This is a genomic window from Dorea acetigenes (assembly GCF_025567385.1).
GTDB lineage: Bacteria > Bacillota > Clostridia > Lachnospirales > Lachnospiraceae > Claveliimonas > Claveliimonas acetigenes.
Genome location: NZ_JAOQJU010000007.1, coordinates 76,843 through 95,413 on the forward strand (window position 1 = coordinate 76,843; position 18,571 = coordinate 95,413).

Here is an 18,571-nt window from a genome sequence, read left to right on the forward strand (position 1 = left end):
ATTTTTTCCTGTGCCCCATCTGTCGTCGCACTATCCGCTCCCTTTTTCCTCGCCAATCCGAACCCAACCGCTATGCAGATTCCAAGCAGAAGGATAATGAATAATATAATAATGCATTTTTTCGTTTTCTTCATCATTACACTCCTCTTTTCCCTTTACTAAGTGAAGGCATTACCGCCTTCAAAAGCCAGTAATGCCTTCGCAATTTCGCAGAATTTCAAAAACCGAGGATTATGAATCCCAACCGTCTCCAGAGGATTCCCAATCCCCATCTCCACCTTCATCATAATCATCCGTACCCGAAGTAAGTATAATATCTTCTACCTCAAACCGAATTACTTCCATTTTCGGATCAGCATAAAACTCTTTCACTTTAGCCATTTTATCACTCCTTACTTATTTTACAATTGCCTGACAACTTGTAACATCGCTATAAACGGTATGCTCTTCTCCATTTTTATCAAGATAAATTAAAAATGCCTTTCCATACCAAGTGTCTGTTGCTGTGCATGTTCTGCTTGCTACATAAGTACCCTGCAGTCCTGTTGTCTTAGCTGTTGCTTTCATCGTCCTGCTTGCGCCAATCACAAACAGCTCTTTTTCATTGCTTTCAAAAGCACTCCAGCCTTTACTATCTGTAATAATCACACCATGGCTTACTACTTTATATCCCGCCGGAAGTGAACGCTTTGCTGTAAAGGACATTTTATTAGTATTTTTGTTATATGTAGATGTACATAAAAGCGTAACCTGTTCTTCTACTTCTGTTTCTGCCTCTGCATAAACCGGAATCAATGTTACATCTTCCATTACATAGAAACTATAGTTTGCTGCATAACAAACAATTTTATCCTTGTCCGTCTTCCAATATACAAATTTCTGACCTTCCGGTGCTTCCGGCGCTGTTACCTTCACAAGATCCAGAGCTTCATATCTTCCGATTTCTTCAATGGTACCAGCATTATTAATGCTGACTGTATATTTCTTAGCCTCAACTGTAATCGTAATCTTTGCAGTAATGTTGTTATCAGAATCAGCATTTTCTTTCACACTTGCAGTTATTACTGCCTCTCCAACACTATTAGCGGTAATTTTTCCATCCTGAGCAACGGATACAATAGAATCATCGCTTGAAGACCAGTTAACTGTCTTATCTGCCTTTTCACCGGCTTCAACTACAGCCGTAAGTACAGCGTCAGCTCCTTCTTCCAATGCCATCTCAGAACCTTCATTAATCGTAACCTTTGTCACAGTCAACTCTTCTGCTGTCGGAAGTGCATCAATCTGTGCTTTGACACTGGCAATATATTGATTAATTTCTTCTGCACTGCTCATGCCTTCAATTGCTTCATATGCATCACTGATTATAGCATCATACTCCTGCTGCTGTTCGGTTAGATATATAACATCAGCTTTATAACTTTCCAAGACAGTATAAGCATTTTCCATTGCCTCGTTAAACTCTTTCTCTGCCAGGGCTGCATCTGTTGGAATACCATCAATGACCTCTTTCGCATCTGTAAGAGCCTTAGTTACTTCTTCTGCTGTCGTTGCAGCCTGAATTGCCTTTGTCCCGCCTGCAATTGCTACTTGAAGTGTTGCTTTCTCATCCTCGCGATAATCATCTGCATTTGCATAGCTGTTCAATTCTTCAATCGCTGCTGCTTTAATTGACTCAAGTTCCGCTTCTTTAGTTACCAGCGCTTCTGTTGCCTGTCCAAGTGCCGCTACCGCTGCATCCACATTTTCCTGCGTTGCATCTGCATCTGCAAGTATAGCTTTTGCATCTGCAAGCGCCGCAGTATATACCGCCCAACTTGCTTCTGTGTACTTGTCCGCATCTGTATCTGCAATTGCGCTGTCAACTGCTGCCTGAAGGGCTGTCTTGTCAGCCTCCTCTTTACCTGCAAATTCATCCGCAACTTCCTCAGCTGTCAGAGCGTAATTGTAGATTTTAAAGTTATCCAAATATCCTTTAAAATACTCACCATCGCCCCAATCTGATCTACCAATCCAGAGTTTACTGTCCTCCTTTAATATGCCAGTCAAACTCTCTGTTTTATTAGGATACTCATTCACCAACACACTGTCAGCATAAATCCGTATTCCATCTTCCGCAAAAACGACATCAACATGATGCCATCCCGTTCCTCCATAAGCATTAGAAGCCACGTTCGGTCCCCGGAATGTATCTATCCAGCCATTTATAAAATCTTTTATTCCGACATATGATGTAGTGCCTTCTGATGTGGCGTAAAGCACCCAATTATGACCATCCGTCACATTATTTCTATCATAAGAGACTGTTAACTCCTCACAACCAGTCAAAAGGCTGCTGCCATCCTCTTTTTTAACGTCCAGATATACATTACCACTTCGCATATCTAAAACTGTTCCGCCATTCTCATCTGCAAACGCCACATCTCCAACTGGAGTTGCAACAGCGCCTGCACCTTTAAGACCCTCATCAGCATCATCAAAAGTAAAATCTGCAATTAATTGTCCCTTTTCCTGAAGAACATTTACAGCAATACTGTCACTTGCTACAACCCGACCTTCTCTTATCCAATTTGCGGTAATCGTCGCAGTTCCTTTGCTCTTACCTGTCACTATGCCATCTTCAACCGTTGCGATATCAGAATTATCAGATACCCAGTTCACTGTACAGTCAGAAAGTGCCGCCACATTAACCGTATCCAGTTCAATTGTTTTTCCAATTCTTATATACTGTGTCTCTGTTGTAATCGCACTGCCACCCTTATATAAAAGCTCAGCCTGCGTTGCATCTACCGCTACATCGTAAATCTTTACTTCATCAAATTGACAATTGGCATTAGTATCCCAAGCATTGATACCCAGACACATTGTACTATCCAAATTTGTAAAAGCGGTTTCACTTACCGTCTGTGTACAATCAAGCATTCCATTTCTGTAAATAGAAGCTGTATTTCCCTGAACAGATATGATATACTGCTGCCATTCATTATTTACTCTGGTATAGCCAACCATATTATTATTCTGATTGTTGATAGCGCTCCATATACCATTGCCTGCAAGAGAAATCCAGTTGTCATTATTTCCAGTAGCTCGTACTCCCCAGTTAATCAATGAATCTGCCCATCCCATATCTGCCTGTGGGTTAGCCCAAAAAGAAATCGTATAATCGGCAGTTCTTCCTTCGGATGGCAAATTCAAATCCAGTCCATAGCTTCCATCCAGATATACAGCCTGCCCTGCGCCATCTCTTCCAGTAACATATTGGATCTCTCCCGTATAATCAGAACTCAGATGATCCTGCTTCGCTGTTGCCTCTATTTCACTATCAGTTTCCTCAAGATTACCTTCGAAATCATATTGCCACTTCGGTATCAATTCATCGACTACCGTATTCGCCGCGTCCACTGTCTTTACCGCACCCGGAGCAACCATGCCGATCGCCATTGCTGCTGTCAGAAGCCCTGCGCAGCCTTTTTTCCACTTCCTCATAATAATCTCCTTTTCTACAATATTGTTTTGCTTTGCTACATAAATATCATTTTCTCTTCGCTACCCTCCTTTTCATATTTACGCAATAATACTCGTAGAGTAAGCAGCTCTACGAAACATTTGGTGGTTCAGCAAAAAATGTAATAATATTGGAATAAAAGAGACAGAAAAAAGAAGGGAAAATGAATTTGAAATATTTCATCTTCCCTTCCTTTAAGATTGTTAATTTGTTTTAATTCCATTTTCAAGAAGCAATTGAACGAGACGTTGATTTTCTTCCGATAATTGCTGTTTTTCAGAAGTTAATTGCTGCTTCTCGGCAGCTAATTTCTCTTTTTCCTCCAACGCTTCTTTCAGCATTCTCTCCCGGCCAGCTGTGCGGCGTCGGTAGTCTTCCCTTGCCTCACACTGCTGGCGGATCTTTTCGTCCTGTGTCAGGACATAAACGGAGTCAACAGCGTCCTGTAAATATTTATCCGATTTTGCAAGCATTTTTAATTCCTCCCATGTGGTAGCTTTGAAGAGGCTTGCCCAGTGATCGATTCCATACTGCATGTCCTCTTCCGTTGCCAGATTGATACAACTTAAGTCTAGCACAGAAAGACGCAGTTTGTCACTATAAATACGTCTGGTTTTTTCGTTCATTATCCGATAAGTAGCGTAGAATTCGGGAGAATCCTCAAAAAGTGTAAAATCCAGGATGCCGATATGGATTGCGGGTTTGACGGCAGTATAATCATCCCCGCTGTTTAGGTTATCAAAGGCACGGCAGAGGTAGCAAAGCGAACGCTCAGGCCAGTTTCCTTCGTTGGCGACCTGCATCTCAAGGTTGATGACAGTATTCCGGTTCAGTTCAATCCGAATATCCAAAATAAATTCCTTGTCGGTAATCGTTTTACCTAATTCGATGGGATTGGTGATAGTGACCGAATGGACATCGGAAATATTCAGATGCAGAAGGGAGCAAAGCAGTGATTTCAGAACCTGGTTGTTCCTTTGGAGCAGCGCACGGAACAGATAATCATTCGTCAGAGGAATGCCAATAGGTCCGCTTACTTCGTCCCAGTTAATTTCATCATGTAGCAGTAGTTGATAATTAGTATCAGGCATAGAGTCAGTCCTTTCTTTCATTTGTAAATATTTAAGAAATTAAGTAACTATATTTGGACAATGCGGCGAAACGCCTAAGACCAAATAGAAAATAAAGAATGCAACGAGAATAGATTACATATTTTGTTGCAAGTTAGATACATTGTATCAGCTGTTACCGTAAATGTAAATAGCAAAAACGAAAAAAGGAGGAGACATAAATAAACGCTGCTTTTTCTAAGAAATGATAGAAATATATCATAAATTGACTAATTTGTAGTAAATAATTGCTTTTTTTTGAGCATTTATTGACAAGCATTTTGTTTTAAACTTAAACTAATTGTTCTTGCAAAAAAAATCGTAGAGCTGCTTACTCTACGATTTTTTATTCGATGTTCCAACCCCTTTACACAATTTCATTCAGATAAATAGGTGAAAGCGGCACAATTTTCTCAAGTTCCCCCTTTAACCTTTCTGTCATGGATACTCCCTCTTCTGCGGCAATTTCTTCCACTGTCTTACTTCCGAATATCAGGCTGCCCAATGCCTCTACCGTCAATACGCCTTCGCTGTTTTCGGGTTTTCCCTCCATCAGCATGACTCCGGAAAATTCTGTGCCTGTCAGCAAGAAACATTTGTTATTTTCCTCTATAAGCGGGTCTGTCACGTGGAAACATGCCGCCATCAGGCAACGCAGCTCAAGAATCTGCAGCAACCGTTTTAAATACACAATCCGAACCATAATTTTAGGCTTTTCATTTTCCGCTTCTGTTACTATCGGACGCAGATCACATATCTTTCCATCTTCTTCTATAATTGCCAAGTTTCCGCCGTCACTTCTGTATTCTTTCAAAAGCCTTCTATAATATGCGGGCGTCCGCTCTGCATAGACCTTCGCGCGCCCCGCCAATGCATGTTCTGCAAATGCTGCAAGAGCCTCACAATCTTTTTCCTCCGCAAGCCTTATTCCATCGCCGCTGCATTCTGTTTTTGTCAAATACCTGTGCTCCTGTTCATACACCGTCCGAAATCCATAAGGTGTATAAATGCTTTCGCTTGCAGGCATCAAGAACGTAAAAGGTTCACCTTCTTTATACATAGAACGCAAGGATTCTTTCAGAAGCCCTGCCATATATCCTCTCTTCCGGTACTTTTCTCTGGTTGCAACTGCCACAATGTAGTGGGATGGTTCCTTTCTTCCATTTACCATCAATGTATAGGGATTGAGATGAAGCATTGCCTGGATACCTCCGTCCTCCTCCACAACAAATATCGTGTTATCCTTCGTCTTTTCAGAATAATAATAATCAATGAAAGACGAACTGTCTTCTGAAAATACCTCTTCATACAGAGAGCGAGTTTTCCCGTGTTCCATTTCCGCCAACTTTCTGATATGCATATTACTCTGCCTCCCCATCTGTATGCGGGCAGCCGCAGCAGCCTGCGCACTTGCTCTGCTCATCCACTCCGACTGCATAACTGTAATTTGCAATCGTCTCAAGGCATACCACCGCCTGAGCCGAAATCCCTTCTCCTGTCCCGGTAAATCCAAGCCCTTCCTCTGTCGTCGCCTTAATATTTATCTGATTCTTTTCGATATGAAGCGCCGTTGCCACATTTTCCCGCATTTTCTCAATATACGGCGCCATTTTCGGGCGCTGGGCAATAATCGTCGCATCTATATTTCCAATCACATATAACTCATTGTCAATCAATCTTCCTACATGTTCCAAAAGCTTCATACTGGAAATCCCTTTATACTGTGGATCCGTATCCGGAAAATGCTTCCCGATATCGCCAAGCGCCGCCGCCCCCAGCAGTGCATCCATAATTGCATGCAGCAGCACATCCGCATCGGAATGTCCCAGAAGTCCTTTCTCATAAGGAATTTTCACCCCACCCAAAATCAAATCTCTGTCTTCAGTCAATCTATGAACATCATATCCCATGCCAACACGCATCACCTGTCCTCCTTTTCCGCCTGGTTTTCTTTTATTATTATTTATTTAGTATAAGATATACAAAAAACAAACGCAACACCCAATCCTTTTTCACCGCACGTCTTGCCCTCCACAGCATATGCTAAAAGAAAAAAGGAAATATTTCATGTATAATAATCAAAATAATTGTAATAAACAAAAACATGTCCACGAATTAACAGGCAGCACCGGGATTTTTGAAGAATGTAATGACTGCCACAATCACAGATTCTGTACCGTAACCGGTGAAGCTATCTATATACCGGGGAAAAACGACCATTTTCACGAAGTAAAGTTCCGCACCGACTTCACAGATGAACACTTCCACGAATTTTGCGGAAAAACCTCCGGTGCAATTGATGTAGGCGGCGGCAAGCATGTGCATTTCATCAAAGACTGTACCGAGAAAGAAGATAATCACAAACACGAATTTCAGGCAGCAACATTGATTGACAGCCCGATTGATTTTAAATGCAAATAACGGAATCGTTAGATTTTTCGTTATACTAAAAATGAGAGACAGTTATCTGTCTCTCATTCTCAAGTAGCGGGAACTGGATTTGAACCAGCGACACCACGGGTATGAACCGTGTGCTCTAGCCAACTGAGCTATCCCGCCATATTCGGTTTTCCATCACATTCTGTAATTTGAAACCATTGTAACAGCAAATCTGTTACAAAATGGGACCTACAGGGCTCGAACCTGTGACCCTCTGCTTGTAAGGCAGATGCTCTCCCAGCTGAGCTAAGATCCCAGTCTTGTGGGTTGCTTTTCCGCAACCCACTCGTCTATCATACTACCAACCTGAACAAATGTCAATAGTTTTTTTGCTTTTTTTCACCACTTTTTTTCACGCTTATACAATTCCCTGTGCAGTCATTGCATCTACTACCTTCTCAAATCCTGCGATATTTGCGCCTACAACATAATTGCCTTCTGCGCCATATCTCTTAGCAGCGTCTGTCATATTGTGGCAGATATTTACCATGATATCCTTCAGCTTGCCATCCACTTCCTCGAATGTCCAGCTGAGACGTTCGCTATTCTGGGACATTTCCAAAGCAGATGTAGCAACACCGCCTGCATTCGCAGCTTTGCCAGGTGCAAATAATACACCGTTCTGCTGCAGGTATTCGGTAGCTTCCATGGTGGTAGGCATGTTAGCTCCTTCTGCAACAGCAATACATCCGTTAGCAACCAGCGCCTTTGCATCATCTAATAACAGTTCATTCTGTGTAGCACATGGAAGAGCAATGTCAACTTTTACAGACCAAACTCCTCTTCCTTCATGATATTCTGAATTCGGGCGATAATTCTTATACTCTGTCAGTCTTGCACGTTTTACTTCTTTGATTTCCTTTAACGCTGCAACATCAATTCCTTCCGGATCATATACCCAGCCGTTAGAATCGCTGACCGTCACAACCTTAGCTCCCATCTGCTGTGCTTTCTGTGTCGCATAAATCGCAACATTACCAGAACCGGATACTGCTACAGTCTTACCTGCAATATCAATTCCATTCAGCTTCAGCATTTCCTGTGTCAGATAAAGAAGACCGTAACCGGTAGCCTCTGTTCTTGCCAGAGATCCGCCATAGCTTAATCCCTTTCCGGTCAGCACGCCTTCATAGACTCCGCGGATTCTCTTATACTGTCCGAACATATAGCCGATCTCTCTTGCACCTGTTCCAATATCACCAGCCGGTACATCAGTATCCGCACCAATATATTTGCACAACTCTGTCATAAAGCTCTGGCAGAATGCCATAACCTCTCTGTCAGATTTACCCTTCGGGTCAAAGTCAGAACCACCCTTGCCGCCGCCGATTGGCAGACCTGTTAAGGAATTCTTGAAAATCTGTTCAAAACCGAGGAATTTAATAATACCAAGGTTTACAGATGGGTGAAGACGTAATCCTCCCTTGTATGGTCCGATTGCACTGTTAAACTGTACACGGTAACCGGTATTTACCTGTACCTGTCCTTTATCATCTACCCACGGTACACGGAACTTAATCTGTCTTTCCGGCTCAACCAGTCTCTCAAGCAATGCTTCTTTTCTGAATTTTTCTTCATTTGCTTCTACAACTACCCGCAGTGATTCCAGTACTTCCTTTACTGCCTGATGGAATTCCGGTTCTGCCGGATTCTTTTCAACAACCCTCTGAATGACCTCATCAACATATGACATAGTTTTTTCCTCCTTGATACAAAAAATTAAAAACAGAGCAGACTCTGGAGCCCACTCTGTTTTGACGCCTTTGTCCTTTACCATATTAAAGTAATATGGCATAAAACACAAGACATTTTTTTAATTTTTTGCAACTTTTTTTCGTTTTCCTGCATTCATATCTATTTTGTTCTATTTTCTTGACTTTTTTTATTTAAAATATGCAACGCCTGACTCAAATATTTTCATATCCTGTTCGCCATAAATGTTAATTGCCACAGAACGCCCTCTTCTCTCAGAATGCGCCATCTTACCAAGTACACGGCCATCCGGGCTTGTAATACCTTCGATTGCATAATAGGATCCGTTGACATTCCACTCTTCATCCATACTGATGTTTCCTTCCGGATCACAATATTGGGTAGCAACCTGTCCATTTGCAAACAATCTGCCAATCCACTCATTGCTCGCAACAAACCGCCCTTCTCCATGAGACGCCGGATTCGTATATACGCCGCCAAGCTCTGCCATCTGGAGCCATGGAGATTTATTTGTAACAACCTTTGTATATACCATCTTGGAAATATGGCGTCCGATGGTATTGTACGTCAATGTCGGCGAATCTGCTGTCTGTCCCGTGATTGCTCCATTCGGCACCAGCCCAAGCTTCACAAGCGCCTGGAATCCATTACAGATACCCAGTGCCAGTCCGTCGCGTTCATTCAAAAGCTTCTGTACCGCCTCCTTAATCTTTGCATTCTGGAAAGCAGTTGCAAAGAACTTAGCAGAACCGTCCGGCTCATCGCCAGCACTGAATCCGCCCGGGAACATAATAATCTGAGACTCGTTAATAGCCTTCTCAAATACACCGACAGAATCAACAATATCTGCTGCGTCCATATTCTTAAACACTTTCGTAATTACCTTCGCACCGGCGCGCTCAAATGCCTTCTTACTGTCATATTCGCAGTTTGTTCCCGGGAATACCGGAATAAAGACGGTCGGCTGTGCAATCTTATGGCTGCAGATATGAACCTTCTTTGCATGGAAGCATCCATCTTCTTCCAATCCGCCCTCTTCTGTCTCTTTTCCCGCAACAAAAAACGCTGTCGGTCCGTCCTGGGCACCGGAATTCGTCTTAAACACCTTCTCAAGAGTTTCTTTCCATGCATCCACCGCTTCATCAAGAGCAATCACTGTATTACCATATGCAAATACACCATTATCGGTCACTTCTCCGATTACCGTATAGGTGATACGAAGCTCGCCCACCTTATCCGCCGGGACTTCCGCAATCAAATCACCAAACGCCGGAGCAAACAACTCTCTCGGATCCATATTATGTTCAATCTTTACACCCATGCCATTTCCAAATGCCATCTTGCTTACAGCAGCAATCACGCCGTGGCGATCCGGTACATATGCTGATACGATCCTGCCGCTGTGAATATCATCTGAAAACTTGCCGTACTGCTCCATAACCTTCCCGTAATCCGGCAAATCATTCTCATCTGTATCAATTCTAAGCCATACCAGTTTATTCCCTGCTTTTTTAAGCTCCGGTGTAATAATATCTTTTTCTTTCGCCACATCAACGGCAAAGGATACCAAGGTAGGCGGAACGTCAATATCTTCAAAAGTTCCCGACATACTGTCCTTACCGCCAATAGACGGCAGACCAAATCCAAGCTGTGCACTGTAAGCTCCCAAAAGTGCAGTAACCGGATGGCTCCATCTGTGCGGGTCTTCTGTCATGCGCCGGAAATATTCCTGGAAGGTAAAGCGAATCTTCTTATAATCGCCGCCGGCAGCTACAATCTTTGCCACAGATTCTGTCACTGCATACACAGCTCCATGGTATGGACTCCAGCTTGACAAATACGGATCGAATCCGTAACTCATCATCGTCACCGTATCGCAATCCCCTGTAAGCACCGGAAGCTTCGCAACCATCGCCTGCGTCTCTGTCATCTGGTACTTTCCGCCATGCGGCATGAATACAGAACCTGCTCCGATGGAACCATCGAACATCTCAACAAGTCCTTTCTGCGAGCACACATTCAGATCACGCAGCGTATCCAGCCATTTCTCTTTTACGTCATCTACTTCCACTTTATCCGTCAGAATACTGTCAGCCTTATTCGGAATATCTACCGCAACGGCAGTTTCCTGATGGGCGCCATTGGTATCCAGAAATGCACGGGACAGATTCACGATTTCTTTGCCCCTCCAGGAAAGAACCAGCCTTGGACTTTCTGTTACAACCGCAACCTCTACCGCCTCCAGATTCTCTTCCTTGGCATATCCCATAAACTCTTCCACATCTTTGGGGTCAACAACAACTGCCATACGCTCCTGAGACTCAGAAATGGCAATCTCTGTTCCGTCAAGACCTGCATACTTCTTCGGCACCTTATCCAGATCAACTTTCAGCCCGGCTGCCAGCTCACCGATTGCAACGGACACGCCGCCTGCGCCGAAGTCATTACATTTCTTAATCAAACGGCTTACTTCTTCTCTGCGGAAAAGCCGTTGTATCTTACGCTCTGTAGGCGGATTTCCCTTCTGAACCTCTGCTCCGCAGGTCTCAATGGATTCTTCTGTATGCACCTTAGAAGAACCTGTAGCGCCGCCGCAGCCGTCACGCCCGGTACGTCCGCCAAGGAGAATAATAATATCCCCCGGATCAGACGTCTCACGGATAACCGCTCTTCTCGGGGCAGCACCCATAACCGCACCAATCTCCATACGTTTCGCAACATAATTGGGATGATAAATTTCCTTTACAGCCCCGGTTGCAAGCCCGATCTGATTTCCATAGGAGCTGTAGCCATGGGCAGCTTCCCGGACAAGCTTCTTCTGCGGAAGCTTTCCCTTCATCGTATCTTTTACTGACACGGTCGGGTCTGCAGCGCCGGTCACACGCATTGCCTGGTATACATAAGTACGTCCTGACAGCGGATCACGGATTGCGCCTCCAAGACAGGTAGCAGCGCCGCCGAAAGGTTCAATCTCCGTCGGGTGGTTATGCGTCTCATTTTTAAAGTTCACAAGCCACTCTTCTTCCACGCCATCCACCGTTACCGGTACGACAATACTGCAGGCATTGATTTCATCAGACTCTTCCTGGTCATCAAGCTTTCCTTCCTTTTTTAACTTTCTCATTGCCATCAAAGCCAGATCCATCAGGCAGACGAACTTATCCTCCCTGCCTTTAAAAATCTCACTGTGATCTGCCAGATACTGCTGATAGGTTCCTTCAATCACAGCTCTATAATCTCCCTCACCAAACGTCACTTCCTTAAGCTCCGTTGAAAAAGTGGTGTGGCGACAATGATCTGACCAGTAAGTATCCAATACCCGGATCTCTGTCATAGACGGATCTCTGTCTTCCTCTTCCTTAAAATACTTCTGAATATGAAGGAAGTCTTTAAATGTCATAGCAAGGCCAAGGGAATCATACAGTTCCTTCAGCACATCTTCAGCCATATCCTTAAATCCATCGAAAATCATAACATCCGCAGGCTCGTCAAATACCGTTACCAAAGTCTCCGGTTTCTCCATTCCTGTCTCACGGGAATCTACCGGATTAATGCAATGATTCTTAATCGCCTCAAATTCTTCATCCGTAATCTCTCCTTCCACAACGTAGGTTGTAGCTGTCTTGATTACCGGCTTTTCGTCCTCTTTAATAAACTGCACACACTGTACAGCCGAATCAGCACGCTGGTCAAACTGTCCCGGAAGAAATTCTACAGAAAACACCCTGTTTCCTTCCTCTATCGGGAACTCCTCTTTATATAATACATCAACAGGAGGCTCACTGAAAATTCCATTACATGCTTTCTCAAAAGTATCATCAGAAAGATTCTCCACATCATAACGAATCAAAATACGGACATTATCCAGTGTCTTAATTCCCAGATATCCTCTGATTTCATGCCTCAGATCCTTCGCCTGTACTGCAAACTCCGGTTTTTTCTCAACATATACTCGTTTTACACCGTTCATAAAACTTCCTCCACTTATTTTTTTAATCTTTATCTCATAATAGCACGCCCGTGCCATTAGTGAAAGCAATATCTTGCAATTCTTTTATGCGTTATGCCTATTTTTTGTCTTTTTCCCCCATAGGAAAAAGACGGCAGCCAGTAGGATAAGCCCTCCCACAAAACATGCTCCTATCCGCATAACCATATCATAAAAGAAGCCTTCCGGCAACATTCGGATCATATAATCCGTCTCCGGGTCAAACAGCCATAAATCATTTGTAAAAAAGATTTCATGGAAAATCGTAAAATACTTATTAAAATCTGATGCAAATAAAACTCCCATCACTACCGTCAGACCCCCGCAAATGCCCAGCGCCTGGAAATAGGCTCTTGGAAGCGCCTCTCCTAAATTCACTTTCCGAAATGCAAGAATCAGAAAAAGAAGTACAGAACCACCAAGCAGTATCCACCGCAATTTCAGACCGCCAAGGAACAGATTCTTCACATCTGCCATATGCAGCCTGTCCTGTTCATTAAAAAAATCCTGTTCTTTTCCTTCCACCGTTGTTATCACAGACAATTCTTCCCTCTGGCCAATCAGATATGCCATCATCTTGTCCGTAACATCCATCACGTCAGACATCTCCATCCCTAACGCTTCCGTCACTCCATATTTTTCATATTCTCTCTCATAGAATCTATATTCAGAATCTCCATAAATTGCCACCTGGAAACTGGTAAGCAAAAGTGCAATAATCAGAAAAATCATTGCTGCCGCCGCCATTACCTTTTCAAACTTCTTCATCCTACAACATTCACCTCTGCTAATATTTATCCGATTATTATTTTAACACAGGAGTTTGTGATAATCACTCTTTTTTATAAATAATACCTAAAGATTGCCTTCCCAAAATTCCCGGAGCATCGCTCCCACACTGGAAATCGTACATTGTCGGATGTCCTTCCACTCCCGCGGAAAGGTCTCCTGATACCCGGGTTCTCTGAATCTTTCATCTAAAAGCAGGATAATCCCTCTGTCTTCCTCAGTCCGGATTACCCGTCCCGCAGACTGCTGCACCTTGTTCATTCCCGGATATACATAAGCATAATCAAATCCTCTTACGCCCCTTGCGTCAAAATAATCCTTCAAAAGTTCCCTCTCCCTGCATACCTGGGGAAGACCGGTTCCCACAATTGCCGCACCAATCAGCTTATCCTCTGACAAGTCAATTCCTTCTGAAAAAATACCGCCCATTACGCAAAACCCCATCAGGCTCCCTTCCCTCGCTTCTTCAAAGCTCTCCAGAAAGATTTCTCTTGCTTCCTCTGACATATAAGGAGCCTGTATCAGGCAATCCACACACGCTCCCCTGTCTTCTACCATCTCTGCAAACACGGTATAGACCTCTTCCATGAATCTGTAAGAAGGAAAAAATGCCATATAATTTCCCTTCTTCGCCAAGGCCGCCGTAAGCAAGTATTCTGCATAGCGCCGATACATCTTTTCTCCCCGCAGTGTATATTTGGTGCTGACATCTGTCCCCAATACCAGGAGCCTGTTATCCGGTGGAAATACCGACTCCGCATATACGGCATAATCATCTTTCTCGGTACTGAGAAGTTGTTTATAATAATGAATCGGCAGCAAGGTGGCAGAAAAGAATATCGTACTGTTTCCTTTTTCCAGGTACTCTTTCAGGTTCACAGCCGGATTTACGCAAAACAGACGGATCTGAAATCTTCCGTCTTTTTCCAACTCACAATAAATAAGATAATTCTCATCCAAATGTTCGTATACACTCACAAAATTCCTTACCGTAAAGTACAGATTCAGCACTTCCTCTCTTACCGCCTCATCCTTGTACTCTTCCAGGAAGCGTTCCAGCTCTGCTATAACCTGCAAAAGCTTCAGATAAATATGTGTCGCGCTGTTTAGCACCTGAATCCCATCGCACTCCCGCTTAAGCTCCAGAAGCTGCTTATTACACTCGTCCAATCTTCCCGCAAGCCTGCCATCCATGTGCTTCACCAGCCTTCTCACATGCAGGACATCCTCTTTATACAGGCTTGCGCTATACATCTTGCGCCCGCGCTCCACCAGATTATGAGCCTCATCAATTAAAAACAAATACTCCCCTTTCACACCTTCTCCAAAAAAGCGCTTCAAATGGGCATTCGGATCGAATACATAATTATAATCACAGATAACAGCATCCACCCATTGCGCCGTATCAAGTCCCAATTCAAAAGGGCAGACTTTCCACTTCTCAGCCTGTGCCTCCAGCACAGGACGGCTGATTTTCTTCTGTGTTGTAATCAATTCAAACACCGCATCATTCACTCTGTCAAAATGTCCTTTTGCATAGGGGCAATAGTCCGGGTTACAATCTGTCTTTTCACAAAAACAGATTTTCTCCTTCGCCGTCAACGTAATGACTTTATACTCTAACCCTCTCTCGGCAAGAATCCCAAACGCCTGCTCTGCCACCGTCCTGGTTATTGTCTTAGCCGTAAGATAAAAGAGTTTCTCTCCCAATCCTTCTCCAACTGCTTTCACGGAAGGAAAGACGGCAGCCATCGTCTTCCCCACACCGGTCGGTGCCTGGATAAAGAGCTTTTTTCTTCGCATAATTGTACGATACACAGAAGCCGCCAGTTTCTTCTGACCTTCTCTGTATTCATAGGGAAACACAATCTTTTTTATAGAAACATCCCGAATCTTCTTCCATTCCGCCTGAAAATGCGCCCACTTCTCATATCTCGCCACCAATTCCAAAAACCATTCTTCCAGCTCGTGAGTCTGGTACTCTTCCCGGAAACGGCGCACTTCTTCTGTCTCCATATTACAGTACGTCATCTGCACTCCAATCTGTGCAAGCCCCTGCTTCTCAGCGTAAATGCAAGCGTAACACTTCGCCTGAGCCAAATGAACGGCTATCGGCTCCTTCAGGCTGTCAAGCTCCTTAAAAACCCCTTTAATCTCGTCAATCCAGACACCGTCCTCACCATCGATCACGCCGTCTGCCCGGCCTTCCACCTGTATATCGAACTCTTCAAAAGGAATCACCCGCTTCAATGTCACTTCCGCATGGTAGTCCGCCCCCATCTGCCTCTGAATCTTACGGTGCAGTTTCGCTCCAAGCTGCATGGCATCTTTATCCATCGTCGCTACCCGGTTGTCTATATCTCCGCTCCGCAATATAAATTCTACCAAATTGCGGACGGAAATCCTAATCAGCTGCTTCTCCATCTTCCTCCCTCCGTCAGGATGCATCAAATTCTGTCATATTCACTCTATACCAAAGTGGCAGATGCTGCCTCTGACACCTGGGATTCGATCTTTCTTCTATGGAAATCGTCCGGCAAAAGCCCTTCCAAAGCTCTGAAAAATGCCGCTCCGCCTCTGATATATTCCTCGTCTTCTCAAAATCTAACGTATCATCAGACGCCAGAACCCACCTTTTGCCTGCTTCATGAAGCGCTATCTCCCGGTGGTTTTTGTCATATATCATCCAATTCTCTGTAGGCAGCCGGTCCGAAAAATGAGGAGCAAGGCAGGTAAGAACCCGGTTCTTTGGCGTAATCTCTGCAAACAGGATTCCTCCCTCCAATTCCCGAAAGCGTAGAAATCCCTTTAACTGGTGTGCCTCTCCGTCCACGCTTCTGCTCATCTCAAATACCTTCTCCACCATTGGATGGCTCAGATGATCCATAATCTTCGTACTGTCGGGAATCCTTCTTGCTTCCAGCATCGCCCCTAATATAGCATTTCCTTTCTCTTCACGCTCCGAAAGAGCCGCATGATAGATATCCCAATAGGCTCTCTCTCCCAAATGCCGGAGAATCATCTTCTCCACAGCCAGTGCTTTTCTTTCGCTTTCTTCTATCTCGCAGTACTCGCAAAACAATTCCTGCTCTACCTTTCCACGAAAGACAATCCCGCAGGTATCCGAATCTCTTCCCGACTTCCATGCCTCATAGACTGCCGAGAAAATTCCGGTAACACTATCCGTGCAGATATACATCTTTCTCATGCAGCCCACCTCCAAACTTTACATCATCGAACAAAGATAACTGCCTGTATGTCATTCCCGCCACGCCTTGCGGCAGCCGTTCCTTTGTATTCAGAAGATTACGCGTAATATAATCTTCCTCCATCTTTACAGGATACAGCATTCTCCCATTACAGGTCAGAAAATACATGGCGCGCTTCAATACCACGCCCATCTTCTTAAGATCCGGAAAATCCAGCGTTCCCAGCCGTCTTGCCTTCACAATCCGCATAGCAGACTTATATCCCAGCCCCGGAACGCGAAGCAGCATCTCATAACTGGCACGGTTCACTTCCACCGGAAATACTTCAAGATTCCGAAGCGCCCAATTGCACTTGGGATCCAGCAAGATATTAAAATTAGGATTCTCTTCCGAAAGAAGCTCCTTCGCCTCAAAATGATAATAACGGAGCAGCCAGTCCGCCTGATAGAGCCTGTGCTCTCTGAGAAGCGGCGGTCCCTCGTCCGTCCTTGCCGGAAGATTCTTATCCTCATTCACATGGATAAAAGCAGAATAAAATACCCTCTTAAGTCCAAACTTCTGATAGAGCGCCTCCGCCACATTGATAATCTGATAATCTGTCTCTGGTGTAGCTCCAATAATCATCTGCGTACTCTGTCCTGCCGGAACAAATCTGGGTGCATTCCGGTACAGAGCTATCTCTTGCTTATTCTCTTCCATCCTATTCTGTACCAGACGCATCGGTTCCAGAATCGTCTTCCGGGTCTTGTGGGGCGCCAGAAGCTTAAGTCCCTCTGCCGTAGGAAGCTCTAAGTTCACGCTCATCCTGTCTGCCAGAAGCCCCAGCCTGTAAACCAGCTCTCTGCTGGCTCCCGGAATTGCCTTCACATGAATGTACCCCTGGAAATGATACTCTACACGTAATTTGTACAAGGCCGCATACAAAAGCTCCATCGTATAATCCGGGCTCTTCAGAACCCCTGAGCTAAGAAAAAGCCCCTCTATATAATTTCTGCGATAAAATTCCATGGTAAGATTACAGATCTCATCCGGCGTAAAGGATGCCCTTTTCACATCATTACTCCGGCGGTTAATACAATACTTACAGTCATAGACACATTCATTCGTAAACAGAATCTTAAGCAAAGAGATGCATCTTCCATCCGCCGAGAAACTGTGACAGATTCCCGACTGCTGACAGCTCCCGATACCGGTTCCGTCACTCTTACGTTCCGTACCGCTGGAAGTACAAGCCACATCATACTTCGCTGCATCTGTTAAAATATTCAGCTTTTCATAGACTGTCATTGATTCCTGTAATCTCATAAGGCACCTCCGTCGCATGAACATTTGTTCTTTTTTACATTATACAAACACATGTTCTTCCTGTCAATACCTTATCGGAACAAAGCGGACAAGTCCGCCTCGAACTCCCTCTATTCCTATATCATAAAAATACCGGCAGACCCACAGCCACGCTCCAGGAACTGAGCATCTATTTACAGGCTGCCGATCTGCATCTCTCCGCATCTTGCCTTCCGGCCATTCCTACCGGATTCTGGAAACAAGATGGGAAGCTCTGGCAACATCTTCCCGTTTCACATAAAAAATATATTCATATTCCATTGCAAGGTTCTCTCCGAAAGTCCCCGTATGTGCGCGCGATCCTGCCGCCATCGGCGACGGACTCTTACGGTTCACCACTCTTATCTTATAATCAATTCCATTTTCTGTAAGGATGTCCCGCATCTTAGCCTGAGACTGCATACTATATACAGTAATCAGTTCCTTACGGTTAAAAATTGTAATCATAATCTCACCTCCGTGCCGCCGCCTCATT

At 44.3% G+C, this 18,571-nt stretch carries 13 protein-coding genes and 2 tRNA genes; 1 reads left to right on the forward strand and 14 read right to left on the reverse strand.

Translation table 11 applies throughout. From position 1 onward, the window contains the following. Window positions 1–231: 231 nt before the first annotated feature. The 5 genes from OCV99_RS08095 to ispF form a co-directional block, all read right to left on the reverse strand. The gene (locus OCV99_RS08095; protein WP_227192371.1) at window positions 232–381 is read right to left on the reverse strand and encodes a hypothetical protein; all 150 of its coding nucleotides are present in this window, start codon (window positions 379–381) and stop codon (window positions 232–234) included. 15 nt (window positions 382–396) lie between these two features. Continuing rightward, window positions 397–3,486 carry a LamG-like jellyroll fold domain-containing protein gene (locus tag OCV99_RS08100; RefSeq protein ID WP_158369585.1) on the reverse strand — a complete coding sequence of 1,030 codons (3,090 nt, stop codon included), beginning with the start codon at window positions 3,484–3,486 and terminating at the stop codon, window positions 397–399. Window positions 3,487–3,708: 222 nt separating this feature from the next. Next, the gene (locus OCV99_RS08105; RefSeq protein WP_262575212.1) at window positions 3,709–4,596 is read right to left on the reverse strand and encodes an Rpn family recombination-promoting nuclease/putative transposase; all 888 of its coding nucleotides are present in this window, start codon (window positions 4,594–4,596) and stop codon (window positions 3,709–3,711) included. A 385-nt stretch (window positions 4,597–4,981) separates the two neighbouring features. Beyond that, complete coding sequence (locus OCV99_RS08110; RefSeq protein WP_158369587.1) at window positions 4,982–5,974, reverse strand: GNAT family N-acetyltransferase; 993 nt, start codon at window positions 5,972–5,974, stop codon at window positions 4,982–4,984. A gap of 1 nt (window position 5,975) precedes the next feature. After that, window positions 5,976–6,536: a 2-C-methyl-D-erythritol 2,4-cyclodiphosphate synthase gene (gene ispF, locus OCV99_RS08115; protein ID WP_158369588.1), complete on the reverse strand. Its 561-nt coding sequence runs from the start codon at window positions 6,534–6,536 to the stop codon at window positions 5,976–5,978. A gap of 145 nt (window positions 6,537–6,681) precedes the next feature. On the opposite strand from ispF, the gene OCV99_RS08120 reads away from it, so the two are divergent. After that, window positions 6,682–7,035: a YmaF family protein gene (locus OCV99_RS08120; protein ID WP_158369589.1), complete on the forward strand. Its 354-nt coding sequence runs from the start codon at window positions 6,682–6,684 to the stop codon at window positions 7,033–7,035. A 64-nt stretch (window positions 7,036–7,099) separates the two neighbouring features. Here the strand turns inward: OCV99_RS08120 and OCV99_RS08125 are convergent. The 9 genes from OCV99_RS08125 to OCV99_RS08165 all read right to left on the reverse strand — a co-directional run bounded on the left by OCV99_RS08125 (window position 7,100) and on the right by OCV99_RS08165 (window position 18,543). Then, window positions 7,100–7,173: transfer RNA gene (locus tag OCV99_RS08125), tRNA-Met, on the reverse strand. A 63-nt stretch (window positions 7,174–7,236) separates the two neighbouring features. Further along, window positions 7,237–7,309: transfer RNA gene (locus tag OCV99_RS08130), tRNA-Val, on the reverse strand. Window positions 7,310–7,411: 102 nt separating this feature from the next. Then, window positions 7,412–8,746: an NADP-specific glutamate dehydrogenase gene (gene gdhA / locus OCV99_RS08135; RefSeq protein ID WP_158369590.1), complete on the reverse strand. Its 1,335-nt coding sequence runs from the start codon at window positions 8,744–8,746 to the stop codon at window positions 7,412–7,414. 189 nt (window positions 8,747–8,935) lie between these two features. Continuing rightward, complete coding sequence (locus OCV99_RS08140; RefSeq protein WP_158369591.1) at window positions 8,936–12,736, reverse strand: phosphoribosylformylglycinamidine synthase; 3,801 nt, start codon at window positions 12,734–12,736, stop codon at window positions 8,936–8,938. Between the two features lie 84 nt (window positions 12,737–12,820). Beyond that, window positions 12,821–13,522 (reverse strand): TIGR01906 family membrane protein, encoded by a 702-nt coding sequence (locus OCV99_RS08145; RefSeq protein WP_158369592.1) that lies wholly within the window; start codon window positions 13,520–13,522, stop codon window positions 12,821–12,823. A gap of 87 nt (window positions 13,523–13,609) precedes the next feature. Then, entirely contained in the window at window positions 13,610–15,967 is a 2,358-nt protein-coding gene (locus OCV99_RS08150) for an ATP-dependent DNA helicase (protein ID WP_158369594.1), read from the reverse strand. Window positions 15,968–15,980: 13 nt separating this feature from the next. Continuing rightward, window positions 15,981–16,751, reverse strand: coding sequence for a TIGR03915 family putative DNA repair protein (locus OCV99_RS08155; RefSeq protein WP_158369596.1), 771 nt, complete (start codon window positions 16,749–16,751; stop codon window positions 15,981–15,983). Beyond that, window positions 16,723–18,057: a putative DNA modification/repair radical SAM protein gene (locus OCV99_RS08160; protein ID WP_158369598.1), complete on the reverse strand. Its 1,335-nt coding sequence runs from the start codon at window positions 18,055–18,057 to the stop codon at window positions 16,723–16,725. The genes OCV99_RS08155 and OCV99_RS08160 overlap by 29 nt, the downstream gene beginning before the upstream one ends. A 222-nt stretch (window positions 18,058–18,279) precedes the next feature. Beyond that, window positions 18,280–18,543, reverse strand: a complete 264-nt coding sequence (locus OCV99_RS08165) for a hypothetical protein (protein ID WP_158369600.1) — start codon at window positions 18,541–18,543, stop codon at window positions 18,280–18,282. Window positions 18,544–18,571 lie beyond the last annotated feature (28 nt).